This window comes from Halomonas sp. LMYGS-3 (assembly GCF_059509875.1).
Genome location: NZ_JCAKFQ010000003.1, coordinates 1 through 21,211, shown reverse-complemented (window position 1 = coordinate 21,211; position 21,211 = coordinate 1). Strand labels below are relative to the sequence as shown.

Annotated in this window: 19 protein-coding genes and 4 tRNA genes; 6 read left to right on the top strand and 17 right to left on the bottom strand. The window is 66.8% G+C overall.

Annotated features, from left to right (window positions below):
- Window positions 1-34 precede the first annotated feature (34 nt).
- Window positions 35-793 (top strand): UDP-2,3-diacylglucosamine diphosphatase, encoded by a 759-nt coding sequence (locus AC5W54_RS03690; RefSeq protein ID WP_495960716.1) that lies wholly within the window; start codon window positions 35-37, stop codon window positions 791-793.
- Between the two features lie 15 nt (window positions 794-808).
- On the opposite strand, the gene AC5W54_RS03685 is transcribed toward AC5W54_RS03690, so the two are convergent.
- From AC5W54_RS03685 to AC5W54_RS03635, 11 genes are all read right to left on the bottom strand, one after another.
- Window positions 809-1,834, bottom strand: a complete 1,026-nt coding sequence (locus AC5W54_RS03685) for a CobW family GTP-binding protein (RefSeq protein WP_495960715.1) — start codon at window positions 1,832-1,834, stop codon at window positions 809-811.
- A 223-nt stretch (window positions 1,835-2,057) separates the two neighbouring features.
- On the bottom strand, window positions 2,058-3,878 hold the full coding sequence (locus tag AC5W54_RS03680; protein ID WP_495960714.1) for a SurA N-terminal domain-containing protein: 1,821 nt from the start codon (window positions 3,876-3,878) through the stop codon (window positions 2,058-2,060).
- 102 nt (window positions 3,879-3,980) lie between these two features.
- Entirely contained in the window at window positions 3,981-4,253 is a 273-nt protein-coding gene (locus AC5W54_RS03675) for an HU family DNA-binding protein (protein WP_495960713.1), read from the bottom strand.
- 176 nt (window positions 4,254-4,429) lie between these two features.
- The gene (lon, locus tag AC5W54_RS03670; protein WP_495960712.1) at window positions 4,430-6,838 is read right to left on the bottom strand and encodes an endopeptidase La; all 2,409 of its coding nucleotides are present in this window, start codon (window positions 6,836-6,838) and stop codon (window positions 4,430-4,432) included.
- A gap of 226 nt (window positions 6,839-7,064) precedes the next feature.
- The gene (gene clpX, locus AC5W54_RS03665) at window positions 7,065-8,345 is read right to left on the bottom strand and encodes an ATP-dependent Clp protease ATP-binding subunit ClpX (RefSeq protein WP_495960711.1); all 1,281 of its coding nucleotides are present in this window, start codon (window positions 8,343-8,345) and stop codon (window positions 7,065-7,067) included.
- 119 nt (window positions 8,346-8,464) lie between these two features.
- Window positions 8,465-9,085 (bottom strand): ATP-dependent Clp endopeptidase proteolytic subunit ClpP, encoded by a 621-nt coding sequence (clpP, locus tag AC5W54_RS03660; protein WP_495960710.1) that lies wholly within the window; start codon window positions 9,083-9,085, stop codon window positions 8,465-8,467.
- An 85-nt stretch (window positions 9,086-9,170) separates the two neighbouring features.
- A complete protein-coding gene (tig, locus tag AC5W54_RS03655) occupies window positions 9,171-10,538 on the bottom strand; it encodes a trigger factor (protein ID WP_495960709.1) in 1,368 nt (455 codons plus the stop codon).
- A 335-nt stretch (window positions 10,539-10,873) separates the two neighbouring features.
- Window positions 10,874-10,948 (bottom strand) — tRNA-His (locus AC5W54_RS03650).
- A 45-nt stretch (window positions 10,949-10,993) separates the two neighbouring features.
- Window positions 10,994-11,068: transfer RNA gene (locus AC5W54_RS03645), tRNA-His, on the bottom strand.
- 42 nt (window positions 11,069-11,110) lie between these two features.
- Window positions 11,111-11,187 (bottom strand) — tRNA-Arg (locus tag AC5W54_RS03640).
- Between the two features lie 68 nt (window positions 11,188-11,255).
- A tRNA-Pro gene (locus AC5W54_RS03635) sits at window positions 11,256-11,332 on the bottom strand.
- Between the two features lie 209 nt (window positions 11,333-11,541).
- Here AC5W54_RS03635 and folD point away from each other — a divergent pair.
- The 3 genes from folD (at window position 11,542) to mtnN (ending at window position 13,712) form a co-directional block, all read left to right on the top strand.
- On the top strand, window positions 11,542-12,420 hold the full coding sequence (gene folD / locus AC5W54_RS03630) for a bifunctional methylenetetrahydrofolate dehydrogenase/methenyltetrahydrofolate cyclohydrolase FolD (RefSeq protein ID WP_495960708.1): 879 nt from the start codon (window positions 11,542-11,544) through the stop codon (window positions 12,418-12,420).
- A gap of 90 nt (window positions 12,421-12,510) precedes the next feature.
- Window positions 12,511-12,975, top strand: coding sequence for an S-ribosylhomocysteine lyase (locus AC5W54_RS03625; protein WP_495960707.1), 465 nt, complete (start codon window positions 12,511-12,513; stop codon window positions 12,973-12,975).
- On the top strand, window positions 12,972-13,712 hold the full coding sequence (gene mtnN / locus AC5W54_RS03620) for a 5'-methylthioadenosine/S-adenosylhomocysteine nucleosidase (protein ID WP_495960706.1): 741 nt from the start codon (window positions 12,972-12,974) through the stop codon (window positions 13,710-13,712). The genes AC5W54_RS03625 and mtnN overlap by 4 nt, the downstream gene beginning before the upstream one ends.
- A 2-nt stretch (window positions 13,713-13,714) precedes the next feature.
- On the opposite strand, the gene pyrC is transcribed toward mtnN, so the two are convergent.
- Entirely contained in the window at window positions 13,715-14,752 is a 1,038-nt protein-coding gene (gene pyrC, locus AC5W54_RS03615; protein ID WP_495960705.1) for a dihydroorotase, read from the bottom strand.
- A 146-nt stretch (window positions 14,753-14,898) separates the two neighbouring features.
- Here pyrC and AC5W54_RS03610 point away from each other — a divergent pair, with 146 nt between their 5' ends.
- A complete protein-coding gene (locus tag AC5W54_RS03610; RefSeq protein WP_495960704.1) occupies window positions 14,899-15,324 on the top strand; it encodes a hypothetical protein in 426 nt (141 codons plus the stop codon).
- A 1-nt stretch (window position 15,325) separates the two neighbouring features.
- Here AC5W54_RS03610 and AC5W54_RS03605 read toward each other — a convergent pair whose 3' ends face one another.
- The 5 genes from AC5W54_RS03605 to AC5W54_RS03585 form a co-directional block, all read right to left on the bottom strand.
- Entirely contained in the window at window positions 15,326-16,567 is a 1,242-nt protein-coding gene (locus tag AC5W54_RS03605) for an NAD(P)/FAD-dependent oxidoreductase (protein WP_495960703.1), read from the bottom strand.
- Complete coding sequence (locus AC5W54_RS03600) at window positions 16,567-17,040, bottom strand: tellurite resistance TerB family protein (protein ID WP_495960702.1); 474 nt, start codon at window positions 17,038-17,040, stop codon at window positions 16,567-16,569. The genes AC5W54_RS03605 and AC5W54_RS03600 overlap by 1 nt, the downstream gene beginning before the upstream one ends.
- A 75-nt stretch (window positions 17,041-17,115) precedes the next feature.
- On the bottom strand, window positions 17,116-18,411 hold the full coding sequence (locus AC5W54_RS03595; protein ID WP_495960701.1) for a TRAP transporter large permease: 1,296 nt from the start codon (window positions 18,409-18,411) through the stop codon (window positions 17,116-17,118).
- Window positions 18,411-18,953, bottom strand: coding sequence for a TRAP transporter small permease (locus AC5W54_RS03590; RefSeq protein ID WP_495960700.1), 543 nt, complete (start codon window positions 18,951-18,953; stop codon window positions 18,411-18,413). Before AC5W54_RS03590 ends, AC5W54_RS03595 begins: the two co-directional genes overlap by 1 nt.
- 81 nt (window positions 18,954-19,034) lie before the next feature.
- Window positions 19,035-20,012: a TRAP transporter substrate-binding protein gene (locus tag AC5W54_RS03585; protein WP_495960699.1), complete on the bottom strand. Its 978-nt coding sequence runs from the start codon at window positions 20,010-20,012 to the stop codon at window positions 19,035-19,037.
- A gap of 244 nt (window positions 20,013-20,256) precedes the next feature.
- Between AC5W54_RS03585 and AC5W54_RS03580 the strand changes: the two genes are divergently transcribed.
- A complete protein-coding gene (locus AC5W54_RS03580; RefSeq protein ID WP_495960698.1) occupies window positions 20,257-21,039 on the top strand; it encodes an SDR family NAD(P)-dependent oxidoreductase in 783 nt (260 codons plus the stop codon).
- The last annotated feature ends 172 nt before the right edge of the window (window positions 21,040-21,211 follow it).

Sequence of the window (21,211 nt, the reverse complement as noted above, 5' to 3'; positions counted from 1 at the left end):
TTGCGTTACGTCCCAGCCCCCGCGAGAGCCGACCATGACCACCCTGCTGATATCCGACCTGCACCTGCACCCCGGCGCCCCCGAGGTCACCGAAGGCTTCCTGAGCTGGCTCGAGGCGCGCGCCGACGGCGTCGACGCCCTCTATATCCTCGGCGACTTCTTCGAAGCCTGGATCGGCGACGACCTGCTCGACCTGGGCGACGCCGACCCCACCGGCAACGCCACCCTGGCACTACGGGTGGCGGAGGCGCTGCGCCGCCTGGCCGATGGCGGCACCGCGATCCGGCTGATGCACGGCAACCGCGACTTCCTCCTCGGCGAGCGCTTCGCCCGCGACGCCGGGGCCGAACTCCTGACCGACCCCGCGGTGGTCGAGCTCGGCAGCGAGCGGGTCCTGCTGATGCATGGCGACAGCCTCTGTACCCGCGACGAGGCCTACATGGCCTTCCGGACCCAGGCCCGCAATCCCCAGTGGCAGCAGCAGGTCCTGGCCATGCCGATCCAGGACCGCCTCACCCTGGCGCAGTCGCTGCGCCAGCAGTCCGGCGAGGCCACCTCCAACAAGGCCGACGACATCATGGACGTCACCCCCGAGGAGGTAATCCGGGCGATGCGCGACCACGGCGTCACCACCCTGGTCCACGGCCACACCCACCGCCCCGCCGTGCACGCGCTGGAGATCGACGGCCGGCCCGCCCGGCGCTACGTCCTCGGCGACTGGCGACCCGATCGGGGCTGGGAGATCGTGGTCGAGGACCGCGCCGAGCCGGAGCTTCGCGAATTCAGCTTCTAGACGCTGGTGCCGCCTTCAGCTCAGGCACGCCTGAAGCGCGGCTTCCAGCCCTTCCTCCTCGGGCAGGCGGCCCGCCTCGCCGATCACCTCCAGCCGCGAATCCTGCCGCCAGCCGCTGGTGGTCAGGCTCACCGTGCCCTCGGCGCGGTTGTAGAGCCGCCAGCCGGCCTCGGTGTGCAGCACCCCCTTGATCCGCAGCCCGCGCGGCAGCCGACCCAACAAGGCGGTAACCCGGTCCAGGTCGAAGATATCGTCGGGATGCCACCGCCAGCCCAGGGTGGCATAGCCGAGCGATTCCCCGACCTCGCGCTGTGGCCGCCCCGGCTCGGGGCGCAGCGCGGCAAAGTCGTCGAGCATCAGCACATGACTCGCCGCGTCACGCAGCTCACGATGCTCGCGGCTGCCCTTCTCCCCGATCTCGCCGCGGCGGGCCCCGCTCTCCAGCAGCAGCGTCACCGGCAAGTCCCCATGGGGCGCCTCGGCGATCCAGCGCCGAGGCGGCCAGTGCCGTTCCATCCGCTCCCGGGCGGCCGCGACCTGCGCCGGGGTCGACAGGTCGGTCATCGTCAGGGCCACCGCATCGGCCATCTCCAGCTGGTCGCGGAAGGTCTCGTGCTCCCGGGCACGAGAATCGTCCAGCCGCCGTGGATCGAGCACCGCGATGATGTCGCGCACCTCCAGCACGCTCTGGAAGGCCTCCCCACGCAGTACCTCGAGCAGCCCGGCCGGGTGACCGAGCCCCGATGGCTCGATGATCAGGCGATCGGGACGATGCCGGTGCAGCAGGTTGACCAGGGTCGCCTGCATCACGAAGGCAAGCTGGCAGCAGAGGCACCCCCCGGGCAGCCCCTTGACCACCAGGTCGTCGCGTTCGTTGAACATCGCCTGGTCGATGCCCACCTGGCCAAACTCGTTGATCAGTACCGCCCAGCGCTCCTCGGCGGGCTTCTGCTCGATCAGGCGATGAATCAGTGAACTCTTGCCACTACCGAGAAAACCGGTGATCAGGTGGACGGCGACGTTGGAGACGGGGGTCGACATACGACGGGAGCCCTGGCGAGACGTTGATTGTTACAAGATAACATTACCATCCCTGCGACGTCACCGTCGGCGAGCCCCCGTCTCGCCGAGCATGACCGGTCCGCAGGGGATGAGGATAACCGGTCCGCAGGGGATGTGGCGGGCCTTCGGGAAGATAACGGTATAAAAACGAAGACGGAAAAGAGGGGCGCCACAGCGCCCCTCCCTGGTTCCCGCCTTCGGCTCAGAGCCGCTCGATCTCGGCCCTGTCGCGCAGGTCGTCGAGCAGCCCCTGGATGGCCGCCTGGGCGCGCAGTCGCTCGGCCATACGCGCCACGAAGAGCTCGACCTCGCTGTCGACCTCTCCCGCCTCGACACGATCCAGGGCGATGAGCACGACCCGGTCGCCGGCGACGGCATGGCCGTAGACCGGCTCGTCGTTCTCGGGCGCCGGCAGGCGGAAGGCGGTCTGCACTACCGCCTGGGGGAGCTCGCCGACCGCCTGGCGGCTGACCCCCTCGGCCTGTTGCCACTCGATCTCGGGCGCCTCGCCGGCACGCAACTGCTCGACCCGCTCGGCCGCGAGCTCCGTCAGCGCCTCGCGGCGCAGGTTCGCCGCGACGCTGGCCCGCACCCTGTCCCGCACCTCATCGAGCTCGAGCACGGTCGCCTCGCGATGGTCCGCCACCCTCAGCACCATGCGACGGTCCTCGTCGAGCTCGATGACCTCGCTGTTGTAGCCTTCCTCGAGCACATCGGTCGTGAACGCCTCGGCCATCACCCCCGGCTCGGAGAGGACGCCTTCGGCCCCGTCGCGCGAGGTCCAGTCGCTTTCGTGAAGCGTCAGACCGATATCGTCGGCGACGCTACGCAGATCATCGGCGGCGAAGCTCTCGTCGATCAGGCGCTGGACGCGCTCATTGAACTCACCGGACACCCGCGACAATGCCAATTCGCGGCGCAATTCGTCGCGCACCCGCTCGAAGGGCTCGCGCTCCAGCGCCGTGACCTTGAGCAGGTGCAGGCCATTGTCGGTCTCGACGATGTCCGAGACCTGGCCCGCGTCCAGCGCGAAGGCGGCGCTCTCGAACTCCTCGCCGAAGAAGCCGCGGCTGATCACGCCGAGATCCCCGCCCTGCTCGGCCGAGACGGCATCATCGGAGAGCTCGGCGGCCAGATCGGCGAAGGCCTCGCCTGCGAGCAGGCGCTCGCGCGCGGCCTCGAGTTCGGCCACGGCCTCCTCGCGGGAGCGCTCGCCGTTGAAGGTCAGCATGATATGCGAGACTCGACGATCGGCGTCGCGCCCCCGCTCCCGCCATAGCGCCCGCAGCTCCTCCTCCTCGACCTCGATCTCGTCGGCCATCTGCTGGCGATCGATGATCACGTATTCCAGGCGAACCTGCTCGGGACGCTGATAGCGCTCGGCATTGGCCTCGTAGTAGCGCTGCATCGCCTCCTCGGTGACCTCCGGCTCGTCGTCGAGGTCGGCGGCCGAGAGGGCATGATGGCGGAAGCTGCGAGTCTGGCGCTGCAGCGCTCCCAGGGTCTCCCGCTCGGAAGGGAGGGTGAAGTCGCTGAAGGCCAGCCCCTGCTGCAACTGCTGGCGCTTCATGTCGACGCGCAGTTCCTCGCGGAAGGAGAGCGGCGTATAGCCGGCACCGGCGAGTCGATTGCGGAACAGTTCGCTGGAGAAGCGCCCCTCCTGGTCCTGGAACTCCGGCAGCGAGACGATCAGCTGGTCGAGCTGCTCCTCGGAGAGGTACAGCCCGCCCTCCTCGGCATACTGGGTCAGCAGACGATCCGTGATCAACTGGTCGAGCATCTGATTGCGCAGGGCTCGCTCCTGCTCCGGTGGCACCTGGCCACTGCGGATGGCGCGCTGCACCTCCATCTCGAGCTGCTGGCGGGTGATCGGCTCGCCGTTGACCTTGACGATATCGTCACCACCGCCGCCGAACAGTCCCACCAGGGACTCCACGCCGAACAGCGCCATGGTCACGACCACGGCGGCGACGATGATCTTGGCACCCCAACTCCTGGAGCGATCTCGAATACTTTGCAGCATGCAGGCCTCGGCAAAGTGCTGTGGTAAACGAAGACAGGCGCACCGCCGGGGCGATGCGCCTGTAGGAGATCAACCGTCAGTGGTGCGGACGCCACCGTCCACTCAGTTGACGGAATCCTTGAGCGCCTTGCCGGCCTTGAAGCTCGGCACCTTGGCAGCGCTGATCTGGATCGGCTGGCCGGTCTGCGGGTTGCGGCCGGTACGGGCGGCGCGCTCCTTCACGGCGAAGGTACCAAAGCCCACCAGAGAGACGCTCTCGCCCTTCTTGAGGCTCTCGGCCACGGTCTCGACCATGGCATCCAGAGCACGGGAAGCGGCTGCCTTGGGAATATCGGCAGACGCAGCGATGGCTTCGATCAGCTCGGACTTGTTCACACTTCACCCCTTGACTGTTTCAGAAAATGACTCTAATCGACGCGACTTTCGGCTGGCTAACGCGATCAAAGCATGGCGCAATTTATAGCAATGCGATGAAACATCTGTCAAGCAACCTCACGCGCCAAACCCCATCATGTCGGGCTTTTCACTCCGGCATGATGGACTTTTTGTCGTTAATGCGTGCTGATCATCGGGTGCGAAGAGGTTGAATCGTCCGGTCGAGATTCCTCGCTTGCTGCATCCGGCTTCTCCGCCAGCGCCACCTCCATGACCTCATCGATCCAGCGCACAGGCCTGATGTCGAGTGCTTCCTTGATATTGTCCGGAACCTCCTTGAGGTCCCGGCGATTCTCTTCGGGCACAAGCACGATCTTTATACCACCGCGCCGAGCAGCCAGCAATTTCTCCTTTAGCCCACCGATCGGCAATACCTCGCCGCGCAAGTTGACCTCACCGGTCATGGCCACGTCGCAGCGCACCGGGCGCCCGGTATAGGCCGAGATCATGGCCGTCACCATGGCGATGCCGGCACTCGGCCCGTCCTTGGGGGTGGCGCCCTCGGGCACGTGGATGTGCAGGTCCTCCTTCTCGAAGCGCTCCGGGTCGATCCCCAGCGCCAGGGCGCGGGCACGCACCACGGTATGGGCGGCGCTCACCGACTCCTTCATCACGTCGCCCAGCGAGCCGGTCTTGTTGATGCGCCCCTTGCCGGGGGTGACCACCGACTCGATGTTGAGCAACTCGCCACCCACCGAGGTCCAGGCCAGGCCGGTCACGCGCCCCACCTGATCCTCCTGGTCGGCCAGGCCGTAGCTGTAACGACGCACCCCGGCGTAGGGCTCGATGTCCGCCGCCGCCAGCACCACCGGTGCCTGGGCGCCCTCCTTGACCTCGCGTTCGAGACGCTCGCGCAGCACCTTGCGACACACCTTGGCGATCTGCCGCTCCAGCTCGCGCACCCCGGCCTCGCGGCTGTAGTAGCGGATCAATTCGAGCAGCGCCTCGTCGGAGAAGGCGAGCTCCTCGTCCTTGAAGCCGTTGGCCTTGAGCTGCTTGGGCACCAGGTAGCGCCGCGCGATGGCCAGCTTCTCGTCCTCGGTGTAGCCCGGCAGGCGGATCACCTCCATGCGATCGAGCAGCGGTCCGGGAATGTTCATCGAGTTGGCGGTGCAGATGAACAGGGTCTCGGAGAGGTCGTAGTCGAGCTCCAGGTAGTGGTCGCTGAAGGTATCGTTCTGTTCCGGGTCGAGCACCTCGAGCAGCGCCGACGCCGGATCACCGCGATGATCCATGCCGATCTTGTCGACCTCGTCGAGCAGGAACAGCGGGTTCTTGACCCCGGCCTTGGCCATGCGCTGGATCAACTTGCCGGGCAGCGAGCCGATGTAGGTGCGACGGTGACCGCGGATCTCGGACTCGTCACGCACCCCGCCGAGCGCCAGTCGCACATACTTGCGGTTGGTGGCCCGGGCGATGGATTGCCCCAGCGACGTCTTGCCGACCCCGGGCGGCCCCACCAGGCAGAGCACCGGCCCCTTGAGCTTCTTGACCCGCTTGTGCACGGCGAGGTACTCGAGGATGCGCGCCTTGACCTCGTCGAGGCCGTAGTGGTCCTCGTCGAGCACCTGCTGGGCGTGGACCAGGTCGTGCCTGACCCGGGTGCGTTTCTTCCACGGCACCGACACCAGCCAGTCGAGGTAGGAGCGCACCACGGTGGCCTCGGCCGACGACGGCGACATCATCTTCAGCTTGCCGAGCTCCTGGTTCGCCTTGTCGGCCGCCTCCTTGGGCATGCCGGATTCCTTGATCGCCTGCTCGTACTTGTCGGCCTCGTTGGGCACGTTCTCGAGCTCGCCCATCTCCTTCTGGATGGCCTTCATCTGCTCGTTGAGGTAGTACTCGCGCTGGGACTTCTCCATCTGGTCCTTGACCCGCGAGCGGATGCGCTTCTCGACCTGCAGCAGATCGATCTCGGACTCGATCAGCGCCATCAGATGCTCGATGCGATCGCGCACCCGATCCATCTCCAGCAGTTGCTGCTTGTCGCCGATCTTCAGCGACAGATGGGCGCAGATGGTGTCGACCAGGCGGCTCGGGTCCTCGATCCCGGAGAGGGAGTTGAGCACCTCGTTGGGCACCTTCCGCGACATCTTGACGTACTGCTCGAACTGGTTGAGCAGCACCCGAACCAGGGCCTCCTGCTCCCGGGCGGTGAGCGGCTCGCTCTCGCGCAGTGTCAACTCGGCCCGGCTGTAGCCCTCGTCGACGACCAGGATCTCGCCGACATCGGCACGCGACGTGCCCTCGATCAGCACCTTGACGGTGCCATCGGGCAGCTTGAGCAGTTGCATGATCTCGGCCACGGTGCCGATGGAGAATAGATCCTCCCCGTCCGGATCATCCTTGCTGGCCTCGCGCTGGGCCACCAGCAGGACACGCTTGTCGGCAGCCATGGCCGCCTCGAGGGCCTGGATCGACTTTTCCCGGCCGACGAACAACGGAATGACCATCTGCGGGTAGACGACCACGTCCCGCAGCGGCAAAAGGGGCAGACTCAGGGTCTGTTCGGCGTTCTGCTGCATCGCAGACGTTCCTCAAACGAAATCGGATGAATACGGACTCTATCGGACACTTGTATCGGATACTTGGGGGAGTGGGGGCGACGGAGCGGCTTTGCAAGGCGCAGGCGCCGGAAACGAAACGGGAGCCAATCCAACGCGAGAGGTGTCGGGCAGGCGCCGCAAGGGCGCCCCACTCGGCACATCACGACTGAATTCGCTCCCACATCAGGCGCGGGCGGACCCGCGCCTAACCGTCGGTACCGTCGCTGCGCGACTCTTCCTGCTGCGAATAGATCAACAGCGGCTCGCTATCGCCGTCGATCACCGAGGCGTCGATGACCACCTTGCTCACCCCCTCCAGCGAGGGAATCTCGTACATGGTGTCGAGCAGCACCGACTCGAGGATCGAGCGCAGACCGCGGGCCCCGGTCTTGCGCGCCATGGCCTTGCCCGCCACCGCACGCAGGGCATCGTCGCGGAACTCGAGCTCGACGCCCTCCATCTCGAACAGCCGGGCGTACTGCTTGATCAGCGAGTTCTTGGGCTCGGTGAGGATCTGGATCAGGGCATCCTCGGAGAGCTCGGTGAGGGTGGCGATGACCGGCAGGCGGCCGACGAACTCGGGAATGAGGCCGAACTTGACCAGGTCCTCGGGCTCCACGTCGGCCAGCAGGGCCCCGACGCCCTTGGCCTCGTCCTTGCTCTTGACGGTGGCATTGAAACCGATGCCGCCCTTCTCGGCGCGATCGCGGATCACCTTGTCCAGACCGGCGAAGGCACCACCGACGATGAACAGGATGTTACCGGTATCGACCTGCAGGAACTCCTGCTGCGGGTGCTTGCGCCCTCCCTGGGGCGGCACCGAGGCGGTAGTCCCCTCGATCAGCTTCAAGAGCGCCTGCTGCACGCCCTCCCCCGACACATCCCGGGTGATGGAGGGGTTGTCCGACTTGCGCGAGATCTTGTCGATCTCGTCGATGTAGACGATGCCGCGCTGGGCCTTCTCCACATCGTAGTCACACTTCTGCAGCAGCTTCTGGATGATGTTCTCGACATCCTCGCCCACGTAGCCAGCCTCGGTGAGGGTGGTGGCGTCGGCAATGGTGAAGGGCACGTTGAGCAGTCGTGCCAAGGTCTCGGCCAACAGGGTCTTGCCGCTGCCGGTGGGACCGATCAGCAGGATGTTCGACTTGCCGAGTTCCACGTCGTCGCCCTTCACGTCGGAACGCAGGCGCTTGTAGTGGTTATAGACCGCCACGGACAGCACCATCTTGGCGCGGTCCTGGCCGATCACGTAATCGTCGAGGGTGTGACGAATCTCGCGGGGTACGGGCAGACGCTCCTCGTCGCTCTCGGCATCGGCATCGAGAACCTCCTCGCGAATGATGTCGTTGCACAGATCGACACACTCATCGCAGATATAGACGGACGGGCCGGCAATCAGCTTGCGCACCTCGTTCTGGTTCTTGCCGCAGAACGAACAATAGAGCAGCTTGCCGCCTTCGTCCTTGCCTTTGCCGTCGGCCATTCGCGTACCTCTCTCGCTTCGGCGACCAGCTGTCGCCGTATTCTCGCCGGTGACCTCGGGCCGCCGGGAATCATGTGAATCGCGCCTGAATCGAGCGTGCGTGGATAAGTTTCACGCTATCAGGATGTCGGCCGCTTATCCAGCACGGCATCGATCAGGCCGTACTCGGCGGCCTGGGCACCGTTCATGAAGTTGTCGCGGTCGGTATCCTTGGCGATAGTCTCGATGTCCTGGCCGGTATGGTGCGCCAGGATCTGGTTGAGCCTGTCGCGGATACCGAGGATCTCGCGGGTGTGGATCTCGATGTCCGAGGCCTGGCCCTGGTAACCCCCCAGCGGCTGGTGGATCATCATCCGCGAGTTGGGCAGACAGAACCGCTTGCCCGCCGCCCCCCCGGCCAGCAGCAGCGCGCCCATGCTCGCCGCCTGGCCGATACAGACGGTGGAGACATCGGGCTTGACGAACTGCATGGTGTCGTAGATCGACATGCCGGCGGTGACGCCCCCCCCCGGGGAGTTGATGTAGAGGTGGATGTCCTTGTCCGGGTTCTCGGATTCCAGGAACAGCAGCTGTGCCACGATCAGGTTGGCCATGTAGTCTTCCACCGGACCCACCAGGAAGATCACACGCTCCTTGAGCAGGCGGGAATAGATGTCGTAGGCCCGCTCGCCACGCGCGCTCTGCTCGACCACCATCGGCACCAGGCCGCCGGCATTGTGGATATCGAAGTCGTTGCTCATCAGTGTGATGTCCTTGCATCCGATGAATGGAAGCGTAACGCCCCGCCGGCCTCGCCGGCGGGGAAGGGACACGGGGAGAAGGCGATCAGGCCTTGCTCTCCTCGCCATTCTCCTCGGTCTCTTCGGCCTCTTCGGCTTCGCCGCTCTCGGCCTGCTGGGCAGCGGCCAGGACCTCCTGATAGCTCATCTCCGCCTCCTTGACCGTGGCCTGCTCGAGCAGCTTGTCGACGGCCTTCTCCTCGAGGATAGCGGACTTGACCTGGGTCTTGAGCTGATCGTTGCCCAGGTAGTACTCGACCACCTGCTCCGGCTCCTGATATTGCTGGGCCAGCTCCTCGACCTTGGCCTTGATCTCGTCGTCGGAGGCGTCGAGCTCATGGGACTTGATCACCTCGGCCAGCAGCAGGCCGACCTGCACGCGGCTCTTCGCCTGCTCGGCGAACAGCTCGTTGGGCAGCTGAGAGACATCGAAGTCCTCCCCCAGGCCGAACTGCTGGGCCGCCTGGCGCTTGAGACCGTCGGTCTCCTGCTGCACCAGTGACTGGGGCACCGGGATGTCGTTGGCCTGCTTGAGCGCCTCGAGCACCTGCTGCTTGACGCGGTTGTCCACTGCCTGCTTGGCTTCGCGCCCCATGTTCCGGGTGACCTCGGCGCGGAACTTCTCCAGGTCGCCATCCTCGACGCCGAACTTCTTGACGAACTCGGCATCCACCTCGGGCAGGGCCTGGGCACTGACCTGGTGCACCTTGACCTTGAAGGTCGCCTCCTGGCCTGCCAGGTTCTCGGCCTGATAGTCCTCGGGGAAGGTAACCTTGAGCTCCCGCTCCTCTCCCGCCTTGGCCCCGATCAGCTGCTCCTCGAAGCCGGGGATGAAATTGCCGGAACCCAGCACCAGGCTGTGCCCCTCGGCACTGCCCCCCTCGAAGGGCTCGTCACCCAGGAACCCCTGGAAGTCGATGGTCACCTGATCGCCGTCCTCGGCACCGCGCTCCACCGCCTCCCAGGCAGCGTTCTGCTTGCGCAGGGTCTCGACCATCTCGTCGACGTCCGCTTCGGTCACCTCGACCACCGGACGCTCGACCTCGACGCCCTCGATGGAAGCCAGCTCTATCTCTGGGTAGACCTCGAGCGTGGCGGTGAATTCCAGATCCTTGCCCGATTCGTTGACGGTCGCCTCGATCTCCGGGTAACCGGCCGGGTTGAGGTTCTCCTCGGTAATGGCGCGCACGTAGCGCTCGCGCATCACCTCGCCCACCACCTCATTGCGCACGTCGCGGCCGTAGCGCTGACGAATCACCGACATCGGTACCTTGCCCTTGCGGAAGCCGTCCATGCGGACGTTCTTGGCGGCGTCCTTGAGACGGGCGGCGACGGCCTCGTCGACCTCGGCGGCCGGCACCTGCACGGTGATGCGGCGTTCGATCTGGGAGGTCGTATCGACGGAAACTTGCATGAATTGTCCTCTACCGACTGGGGGCGTTCTGATGAAAGCGTGAATAGGATCAAGGGGGAGATTCTAAGAATCCCGCCCGGCACTGGCAAGCACCATACCCGCCAGATGGGGGCAGCGGGGCGCATTGCAAGGCATGCCGGTGAAAAAGATAGTCACCGTGACGGCACCACCGGCGCGAGTGTCGCAACGACGCAGGAGAACCGAATGCTGGAAAAACGAGAAACCCGGGCGCCGAACGGCAGCCCGTGATGCGCAACGATCCGGAGAGAAGCGCCTGCTCCACAGTATAGAAAAAACGCACGGAGAAGACGATGAAGAACGGGGGCGACAAGGAGTGGGGTGGATGATGGGGATCGAACCCACGACCACCGGAGCCACAATCCGGGGCTCTACCACTGAGCTACATCCACCACTGCCTTGCGTGCCGGGTACCGCTTGTACTGACTGCGTCGGAATGGGGTGGATGATGGGGATCGAACCCACGACCACCGGAGCCACAATCCGGGGCTCTACCACTGAGCTACATCCACCACTTCGACACTCGCTCGACCGAGACTCGTCGCCACCGCAGGTGGCGCGCCCAGCAGGACTCGAACCTGCAACCTACGGCTTAGAAGGCCGTTGCTCTATCCGGTTGAGCTATAGGCGCATTCTACGTTCCAGGCCTCATGACCGCAACCCATGAAAGAAAAATAAATCAATTCAATCAATGAGTTGTGGTCGGGGTGGAGGGATTCGAACCCCCGACATCCTGCTCCCAAAGCAGGCGCGCTACCAGACTGCGCTACACCCCGCCGGTGATCAAGCGACCCTGGCGCCGCCGCAGGGGCCTCGCCAAGCGCTGCGTATTCTACGGAACTTTCCCCCGGGGTCAAGTGCGAAGGGCGTCACGACGGGCCCGGCGCTTTGCCTCGGCGGCCTGTCATGCGAAAATCGACGCCTCCACGACTCCTGCGGACGTCGCCGTCCGCGCCGCCCACCGCTCACCACCAGGGGAAGTTCGATGACAGCCCAACTGATCGATGGCAAGGCCATTGCCGCCCGCGTCCGCCAGCAGGTCGCCCGCCAGGTGCAGGTGCGCCACGCCGCCGGCGCTCGCCCCCCCGGGCTGGCCGTGGTGCTGGTGGGCGAGGACCCCGCCTCGTCGGTCTATGTGCGCAACAAGCACAACGCCTGCGTGGAGGCCGGCATCGAGTCCTTTCGCCATCAGCTGCCGGCCTCGACCTCCCAGGAGCAGCTCGAGGCCCTGGTCGACCGCCTCAACGCCGACCCACGAGTCGACGGCATCCTGGTCCAGCTGCCGCTTCCGGAGCATCTCGACGCCCGCCCGATCCTCGAGCGCATCCTGCCCCACAAGGACGTCGACGGCTTCCATCCCTACAACCTGGGCCGCCTGGCCCAGCGCCTGCCGATGCTGCGTCCCTGCACCCCCAAGGGCGTGATGACCCTGCTGGCCGAGAGCGGCCTGAAAGTGCGCGGGCTGGATGCCACCGTGGTGGGCGCCTCCAACATCGTCGGCCGCCCCATGGCCCTCGAACTGATGCTCGCCGGCTGCACCACCACCGTCTGTCACCGCTTCACCCGCCACCTCGAGGAGCACGTCAGGCGCGCCGAACTGCTGGTGGTGGCGGTGGGTCGGCCCGGCCTGGTCAAGGGCGAGTGGGTGCGCGACGGCGCCATCGTCATCGATGTGGGCATCAACCGCGAGGAGGACGGCCGCCTGGTCGGCGACGTGGAGTTCGAGCCGGCGGCCGAGCGCGCCAGCTGGATCACCCCGGTGCCCGGTGGCGTCGGCCCCATGACCGTGGCCTCGCTGCTGGAAAACACCCTGGTCGCGGCGGAACTGCACGACGCCATGGCGGCCGCCCATCAGCCGGCCTGACGGCCGACACATGCACGACGGCGCGCAGTCGGCTAGAATGCGCGCCCGACTCTCCCGAGACGCCCACCCACCGCAGCGAGAGACCCGTCGATGAGCGACAAGATGAACGTGGAAAGCTTCAACCTGGATCACACCAAGGTGAAGGCCCCCTATGTCCGCCTGGCCGATGTCAAGATCGGCGACAACGGCGATCGCATCCACAAGTACGACATGCGCATCTGCCAGCCCAACCGCGAGCACATGGAGATGCCGGCGCTGCACTCCCTGGAGCACCTGATGGCGGAGCTGTCGCGCAACCACTCCGATCGCATCATCGACATCAGCCCCATGGGCTGCCAGACCGGCTTCTACGTGGCGCTGATCAACCACGACGACTACGACGACGTGCTGACCCTGCTGCAGAAGACCCTCGAGGACGTGCTGGAAGCCGATGAGGTCCCCGCCTGCAACGAGATGCAGTGCGGCTGGGCCGCCAGCCACAGCCTGGAGGGCGCCAAACGGATCGCCCGCGGCTTCCTCGCCAAGCGCCAGGAGTGGACGGACGTCTTCGCATGAAGCGGATCGGCATCATCGGCGCCATGACCCAGGAGGTCGAGCACCTCGCCTCCCTGCTGGAGGAGCGCCGCACGCGCTCCCACGTCGGCTGCACCTTCCATCAGGGCCGCCTGCACGGCGTCGAGGTGGTGATCCTGCAATCCGGCATCGGCAAGGTGAACGCCGCCATCGGCACCACCCTGCTGCTCGACGTCTACCGGCCCGAGGCGATCATCAACACCGGCTCGGCAGGCGGCTTCGCCGAAGGGCTCGAGATCGGCGACGTCGTGGTCTCCAGCGAGGTGCGCCACCACGACGTCGATGCGGTGGTGTTCGGCTACGAGCACGGCCAGGTGCCTCGGATGCCCGCCGCCTACCTGCCCGACGAACGCCTGGTGACGGTGGCCCGTGAGTGCGTCGAGTCCCTGGGCGAAGTGAGGGTCGTCGAAGGCCTGATCGCCACCGGCGACGTCTTCATGGCCTGCCCCGACCTGGTGTCGAGGACACGCTCGCGCTTCCCCACCATGCTCGCCGCCGAGATGGAGGCCGCGGCCATCGCCCAGACCTGTCACCTCTACGGCTGCCCGTTCGTGGTGATTCGCGCGCTCTCCGACATCGCCGGCGGTGGCGACAACCACCTCTCCTTCGAGCAGTTCCTGGACAAGGCCGCCAACCACTCGGCCCGCATGGTCGAGGCGATGGTCAAGCGGCTGGCCAGCCCGGTCGCCCAGGCACGTCCGCAGCCGCTCGCCAACTAACTTCACCCCTTCAGCTTCCACGCCAGCGTCTCGCCGGCCATCAGCGGCACGATGCGCTGGCCGCCCGCAAAGGGCAGCGACTCGGGCAGGGTCCAGGGCTCGCGTACCAGGGTGACGCTGTCGGCGTTGCGCGCCAGGCCATAGAAGTCCGGGCCGAAATGACTGGCGAAGCCCTCGAGACGCGCCAGGGCGCCGACCTGCTCGAACGCCGTGGCGTAGAGCTCGATGGCCGCCGGGGCGGTGTAGGCGCCGGCACAGCCGCAGGCGCTCTCCTTGTCGCCGCGGGCATGGGGGGCGCTGTCGGTGCCGAGGAAGAACTTCGGGCTGCCCGAGGTGGCCGCCGCCAGCAGCGCCTCGCGATGGCGTTCGCGCTTGAGGATCGGCAGGCAGTAGTAGTGCGGGCGGATGCCTCCCACCAGCATGTGGTTGCGGTTGAACAGCAGATGGTGGGCGGTGATGGTGGCCCCCACGCTGGCCGGTGTCGCGGCGACGAACTCGGCGGCATCGGCCGTGGTGATGTGCTCGAAGACCACCTTGAGGTCGGGATGGCGGTCGAGCAGCGGCTTCATGACCCGCTCGATGAACACCGCCTCGCGGTCGAAGATATCGATCTCGGCACTGGTCACCTCGCCATGCACCAGCAGCGGCACGCCCAGGCGTGCCATGGCGGCGACGGCGGCATCGCAGTGAGCCAGGTCGGTGACCCCGGAGTCGGAATTGGTGGTGGCCCCGGCGGGATAGAGCTTCACCGCCTGCACCAGACCGCTGGCCGCGGCCCGCTCGATCTCCTCGGCCGGCGTGTTGTCGGTGAGGTAGAGCGTCATCAACGGCTCGAAGCGACTGCCCCCGGGCAGGGCCGACAGGATCCGTTCGCGGTACGCCCGGGCCTGTTCGGTGGTGGTCACCGGCGGCTGGAGGTTGGGCATGATGATGGCCCGCCCCATCTGGCGGGCGGTGGCGGCCACCACGGCCGCGAGCGCCTCACCGTCGCGCAGGTGCAGGTGCCAGTCGTCGGGGCGGGTCAGGGTGATCGAATTCACGGCGCGTCCTGTATCGGCAAGTGGGTAGGTCTTGAGCCGCGCCATTATACCAGCAAGCCCCGCGCCGGAAGGAACGCGGGCGACGCAACGCTTCATCGCCGACCGAATTGCCGTATCATGCCGGCAGATCCATCGAGGGGGACATCATGCCGAAGGTGCGTCACTATGCCGACCTGGTCGCCACCCTGGCCGGACTCATGTGGCTGGCGGTGTTCTGGTCGGTCAGCATCTCCGTGCGGATCGGCAGCATCGAGCCCACCCTGGCGGCGGTGCTGGCGCTGGGCAGCATGATCCTGGTGAGCTTCGTGCACCGTCCCATCCGGGTCCTGCTGAGCCGCTATCACGTGCGCAAGCGACGCACCGAGATGTGGATGCACATCCTCGCCCTGCCGCTCACCCTGGCCTTCCTCATCGCCTTCGTCATCGAGGCGCTACTGCGGCCCCTGAGCGGTGAGCAGAAGATGCTGCTGTTCAACGTGCTCGCCACCGCCGGTTGGGGAGTCTTCGTCCTGACCCTGCTGGTCAAGTGGCTCATCCATCGCTTCTACGGGCGCCGCCAGAACAGCGCCTGACTCAGAATCGGTCGACGCGAAACGGCGCCATGTCGATCGACGTCGGCTCACCGTCGATCATCTCGGCCAGCAATCGGCCGGTCGCCGGCCCCAGGGTGAAGCCCTGGTGGCCATGCCCGAAGGCGAGCCAGAGCCCCTCACGGTCGGGCACCGGCCCGATCACCGGCTTCATGTCCGGGGTACAGGGGCGAGCCCCCTTCCAGGGCTCGGGGTCGAGCCGCTCGCCCAGCGGGAAGAAGCGCCGCGCCGCGCGCTCCGCCGCCGCCAGCTGACCATGGTGCGGCGGGGCCTCGCGGCGCGCCAGTTCGGCGCCGGTGGTCAGGCGAATGCCCGCTCGCATCGGGGCCAGCAGGTAGCCCACCTCGGCATCCATGACCCAGTGGCCCAGGCGCGCCTCCCCTTCCGCCGCGTAGTGCATGTGATAACCGCGCTTGACGAACAGCGGGACCGACACCCCCTGACGCGCCAGCCAGTCGCCGGACCAGGGCCCCATGGCCAGCACCAGCTCGCCGGCCTCCAGCGCCCCCTGATCGGTGCCGACCCGCCAGCCCCGGCCCGCCCGCGCGATGTCACTCACCTCGGCGCGCATCACCCGCCCGCCCTCGGCCTCGACGGCGGCGGCATAGGCCTGCACCAGGGCCCCGGGGTCGGCCACTGTCCAGGAGTCGAGCCAGTGGATGGCCCCGGCCAGCCCGCCGGTGAGATGCGGCTCCAGGGCGTGCAGGGCGGCCGCGTCCAGCAGTCGATGGCTGACGCCGAAGCGCTCGGCCGCCTCCTCGGCCTCCCGCCGCTCGGTATCCAGCCCCTCGGCGGTGCGATAGACCTCGAGCCAGCCCTCCTTGCGCACCAGCGCCCCGGCGCCGGCGGCCTCGATCATCGGCGCATGGGTGTCGAGGGCCAGCGAGATCAGCGAGGCATACTCGGGCACGATGCTGTCGTAGCGTCGCGGGGAAGAGTGCTGCCAGTAGTGCAGCAGCGGCCCCGCCGCCCGCATCACGCCACCGAAGCGGTAGCGGATGTCCACTGCCCGATTCGGCAGTACCCGCGCCAGCGTGCCCAGGTCGCGGGGAAAGGGATAGGGCTTCACCGCCTCGCGCTGGATGATCCCGGCATTGCCGAAGGAGGTCTCGCGCCCCGGCTCGCGGCGATCCACCAGCACCACCGAGTGGCCGCGCCGGGCCAGATGCCAGGCGATCGAAACGCCGACCATGCCGGCCCCCAGTACGATGATCTCGCGAGACATCAGCCTCTCCCTGTCGTCGATGATGGCCGCGCCCTGAGCTTGGCACGGATGAAGTCCGCATGGCCGACGTGCAGCAGGTCGGCCAGCCGACGGATGCGGTGCTCCTCCAGGGCGTTGTGGCCGCCGTCGGCACTGGCCAGCAGCCACATCATGTAGACCAGCTCGCAGCGCTGCTCGTAGGCGTAGTGCTGCTTGACCAGGCTGACGAACTGGTAGTGGTCCACCGAGGTCTCGACCTCCTCGCGGGCCATCTCCATCAACTCATCCAGCGACATGTCGTCCAGCCTGAAGCGCTGCTCGAGCTGCCCGCGCAGCACCGCCAGTTCGCGATCGTCGAGGTGGTAGTCGGCACGGGCCACCTCGAACAGCAGGGCGGCCGTGGCGAGCTCCAGGGTGGGAGCGGGCCCGGTGGTGGAGTCGGTCCCGGGCTCGGCCAGGGCCTGCTGGAAGAAACGCTGGATACTCGCGAGCATATCGGGCTCCCGGCAAGTTCATGCTGGTCAGACCCGCGGCGGCCGCGGGCGTTCACGCCACCACGGGCTGCCCTGTCAGTAGCCCAGTCGCAGCGGCAGCCAGGTAGCGAGGGCCGGCACCGCGATCAGGATCAGGATGGTGGCCAGGATCGGAATCAGGAACGGCATCACCGCCGTCACCACCTGGCTGTAGCGCAGCCGGGTGATCCCCACCATCAGGAACAGCACGTTGCCGAAGGGGGGCGTGATGACGCCAACCGACAGGGTGATGACCATGACGATGCCGAAATGGATCGGGTCGAGCCCCGCCGCCAGCGCCGCCGGCACCACGATGGGCGTGAAGATCAGGATGCTCTCGACCACCGACATGAAGCAGCCGATCAGCAGGAAGAACAGCGCGAAGGCCAGCAGCAGCAGGATGGTCGGCATGTCGACGCCGGCGACCTGGGCGGCCAGCGCCTGAGGGATGCCGATGCGCACCAGGATCCAGCCATAGAAGCTCGACACGGCGATGATCAGCAGGATCGCCACGCTGAACATCAGCGTCCGCCGAAACGCCAGGTAGAGATCCCGCAGCCCCAGGTCCCGATAGACCAGCCCCCCCAGGACGATGGCGTAGATCGAGGCCACCGCACCCGCCTCGGTGGGCGTGAAGAAGCCGGTCCAGATGCCGCCGACGATGATCGCCGGCATCACCAGCGGCAGGATGGCCCGGCGGCCGGTGCGCAGCACCTCGCGGCCATCGAAGGGGGTGGGGGGCGGCATGGCCACCCGCTTGCCGGCGCCCAGCACCAGGGTCATGCCCATCAGCAGCAGCGCCATGAGGATCCCCGGCAACAGCCCCGCCATGAACAGCGCGCCGATGCTGACGTTGGCCAACCAGCCATAGACCACCAGGGCGATACTCGGCGGCAGGATCGGCCCGATCACGCTGGAGGCCGCGGTCACCCCGGTGGAATAGCCGAGGTCGTAGCCGCGCTCCTTCATGGCCTTGATCTCGATGCTGCCGAGGCCTGCGGCATCGGCCACCGCGGTGCCCGACATGGTGGCGAAGATCGAACTCGCCACCACGTTGGCGTGCCCCAATCCGCCCTTGGTGAACCCCACCAGCGCCGTGGCGAAGTCGAAGATCCGCGTCGTGGTCGAACCGGTGTTCATGACATTGGCGGCGAGGATGAACAGCGGGATCGCCAGCAGGGTGAAGTTGTTGAGCGTCTGCACCATGCGCAGCGACATCAGCTCCACCGGCAGGCCGCTGGCACTGGTCACCGCCAGGGCAAGGAAGGAGGTGATGCCGATGGCCACCACCACCGGCAACCCGATGATCATCAGCACCAGCAGGCCACCCACGAAGATCAGCAGTTCCAGCATCAGCGGTTCTCCCCGTCCGAGCCGCTCACCGGCCGCCAGTCGACCCTGCCGCGCAGGGCCTGCCAGGCCGACAGCACGGCCATGCCGGCGAAGCCGATGAAGATGCCGTAGTAGAGGTAGCTGAAGCTGATGCCCAGCGACACCGTGCGGTTGTTGGCGCTCACCTCCGACATGATCCAGGCCCCCCAGGCGGCCAGCACGAAGAAGCCACAGGAGATCACCGCGACCAGGCGATACTGCAGTGCCAGGGCGACGCGCGACAGGCGATGGCTGAACAGGTCCACCAGCAGGTGCTCGCCACGCACCCAGGCCGACAGCGAGCCGAAGCCCACCGCATAGATGGTCAGCAGCGACGCCATCTCCTCGGCCCAGGGCAGGCCGGCCCCGATGAGATCGCGTACCACCACGGCGCCGACGATCATGAACAGCACGCTGGCCAGCAACAACACGCCGAGGGCGTCACAGGCCAGGGTCACGCCCCTGAGCAGGTAGAAGGCCGCACGATCGGTGCGCCCCCTCGGTATCCCGGAATCTTGCAACACTTGGGGTATCCTTCATCCACGAAGCAGCGGCGCCTCGGGGCGCCGCTGCGGTGCTTCCTGCGCCGGACAGGCACCCGGCGCTCAGTCGTCGTTGCCCAGGGCGTCTTCCATCACGCCATCGGCCATCTCGGAGAGAATGCGCTCGATGGCCGGCCGCGCCGCCTGGCGGAAAGGCTCGACATCGGGCTCGATGATGGTCATGCCCTCCTTCTGCAGCTCCTCGAGATAGAACGCGTCGAGCTCGCGTTCCCGCTCGGTGCCATGCTCGCGCGCCACATGGATCGCCTCGGTGATCAGCGCCTGGTCCTCCTCGTCCAGGCCCTCCCACCAGCGCTTGCTGGCCACCCAATTCCACGGGAACATCACGTGGCTGGTCATGATGATGTGGTCCTGTACCTCCCACAGGCGACGCGTATAGGGCGAGGAGAGCGAATTCTCGTGGCCGTCGACCTGGCCGGTCTGCATCGCCAGGTAGATCTCGGGAGCCGGCACATTGACCACCTGGGCGCCGATCTCCTCCCACACCTCGAGCCACACCGGCAGCGACGGCAGGCGCAGGCGGAACCCCTGCAGGTCCTCGGGCGAGTGGATCGCCTGGTTGGCGGTCATGTGCCGCGGCCCGCGGTGCTGGGTGCCGAAATACTTGAGGCCGCCCTTCTCCTCGGCGATCTCGATCAGCCGCTGGCCGGACGGGCTCTCCATGTAGGCGTCGACCTCTTCCCAGGTGGAGAAGACGAAGGGCACGGTGATGGCGTCGTACTCCGGGGCATACTGCTGGCGCCAGTTGCCCCCGGTGATGGAGAGCTGGGTCTGACCCAGGTTGAGCAACTCGAGCACGGCGTTCTCGCCGCCCAGCGAGCCGGCCAGGAAGGGCCGCACGTTGAACCGCCCCGGCGCCTGCTCCTCGAGATACTCGGCGAAGCGCTCGACGGCAGCACTCTCCGAGCCGCCCTCGCTCATGGTGTTGTTGACCTGGATCTCGATGGTATCGGCCAGCGCGAAGGGCGCCGCCGCAGCGAGGCCCAGGGAGGTCAGCGTGGCGAGCAGTGTCTTCCGCATCGGGTTCTCCTTACGGTTCGTTATTGTCACTTGATAGTGAGACAAGCCCGGAGGTTGCTCAAATCGGCGTTGATGAAGGCAGACTTCGTCAATCGCGATACCTGACGATACCCCCGGGGAGCCGGGAATCCCGAGCGGATTCGGGCTCGATACGACCAAAGATCAATACCACCGAGCAATAGCGAGCCCCTTCACTGACGTGACACATGATCCGCCATCGCCCCGTCCCGCAGGAGAATTCACCATGCACGAAGCCACACCCGTCGCCTTCCTCACCGGCGCCACCTCGGGGATCGGCGAGGCCTGCGCCCGTCGCTTCGCCGCCGCCGGCTGGGCCCTGGTGCTCACCGGCCGTCGTGGCGACCGGCTCACGGCCCTGCAGCGGGAGCTCGGGAGCGCCGTGCCGGTCCATGTCGCCGAGCTCGACGTCACCGACCACGCGGCCGTGGCGCGCGCCATCGAGGCACTGCCGGCCCCCTTCACCGGCGTTCGGCTGCTGCTCAACGCCGCCGGGCTGGCACTGGGCAAGGGGCCGGCCCAGGACGCCGACCTCGCCGACTGGCACCGCATGATCGACACCAACATCAAGGGGCTCGTTACCGTCACCCGCCTGCTGCTGCCACGGTTGATCGCGACCGGCCCCGGCGCCACGGTGATCAACATCGGCTCCATCGCCGGCCACACGCCCTACCCCGGCGGCCACGTCTATGGCGCCACCAAGGCCTTCGTCGAACAGTTCAGCTACAACCTGCGCTGCGACGTCAGTGGCCAGGGGGTGCGCGTCACCGATCTAGCGCCAGGCATGACCGAGAGCGAGTTCACCCTGGTGCGCATGAAGGGCGACCACGCCGCCGCCGACGACTACTATCGCGGCACCCGCGCCCTGCGCCCCGCGGACGTGGCCGAGCAGGCCCTGCACATCGCCGAGCTACCGCCCCACGTCAACATCACCCGGCTCGAGGTCGCGCCGCTGTGCCAGCAGTGGTCGCCGTTCACCATCCTGCGCGAGGATAGCGACGACACCTGAGCGCCTTCATTGGCGATCGACGCCACCTCCTTGTCCCCTTGGGGTCAGACCCTGACCCATCCCCACGAACTACCCACTGGCTTGTCCCTCCGCTTCCTGGCGCATGAGCCGTATCAGCCCGTCCGTTCGGCCCACCGGACATCGCGCCAGGATGGCTTCGCAGCCGAGCCGC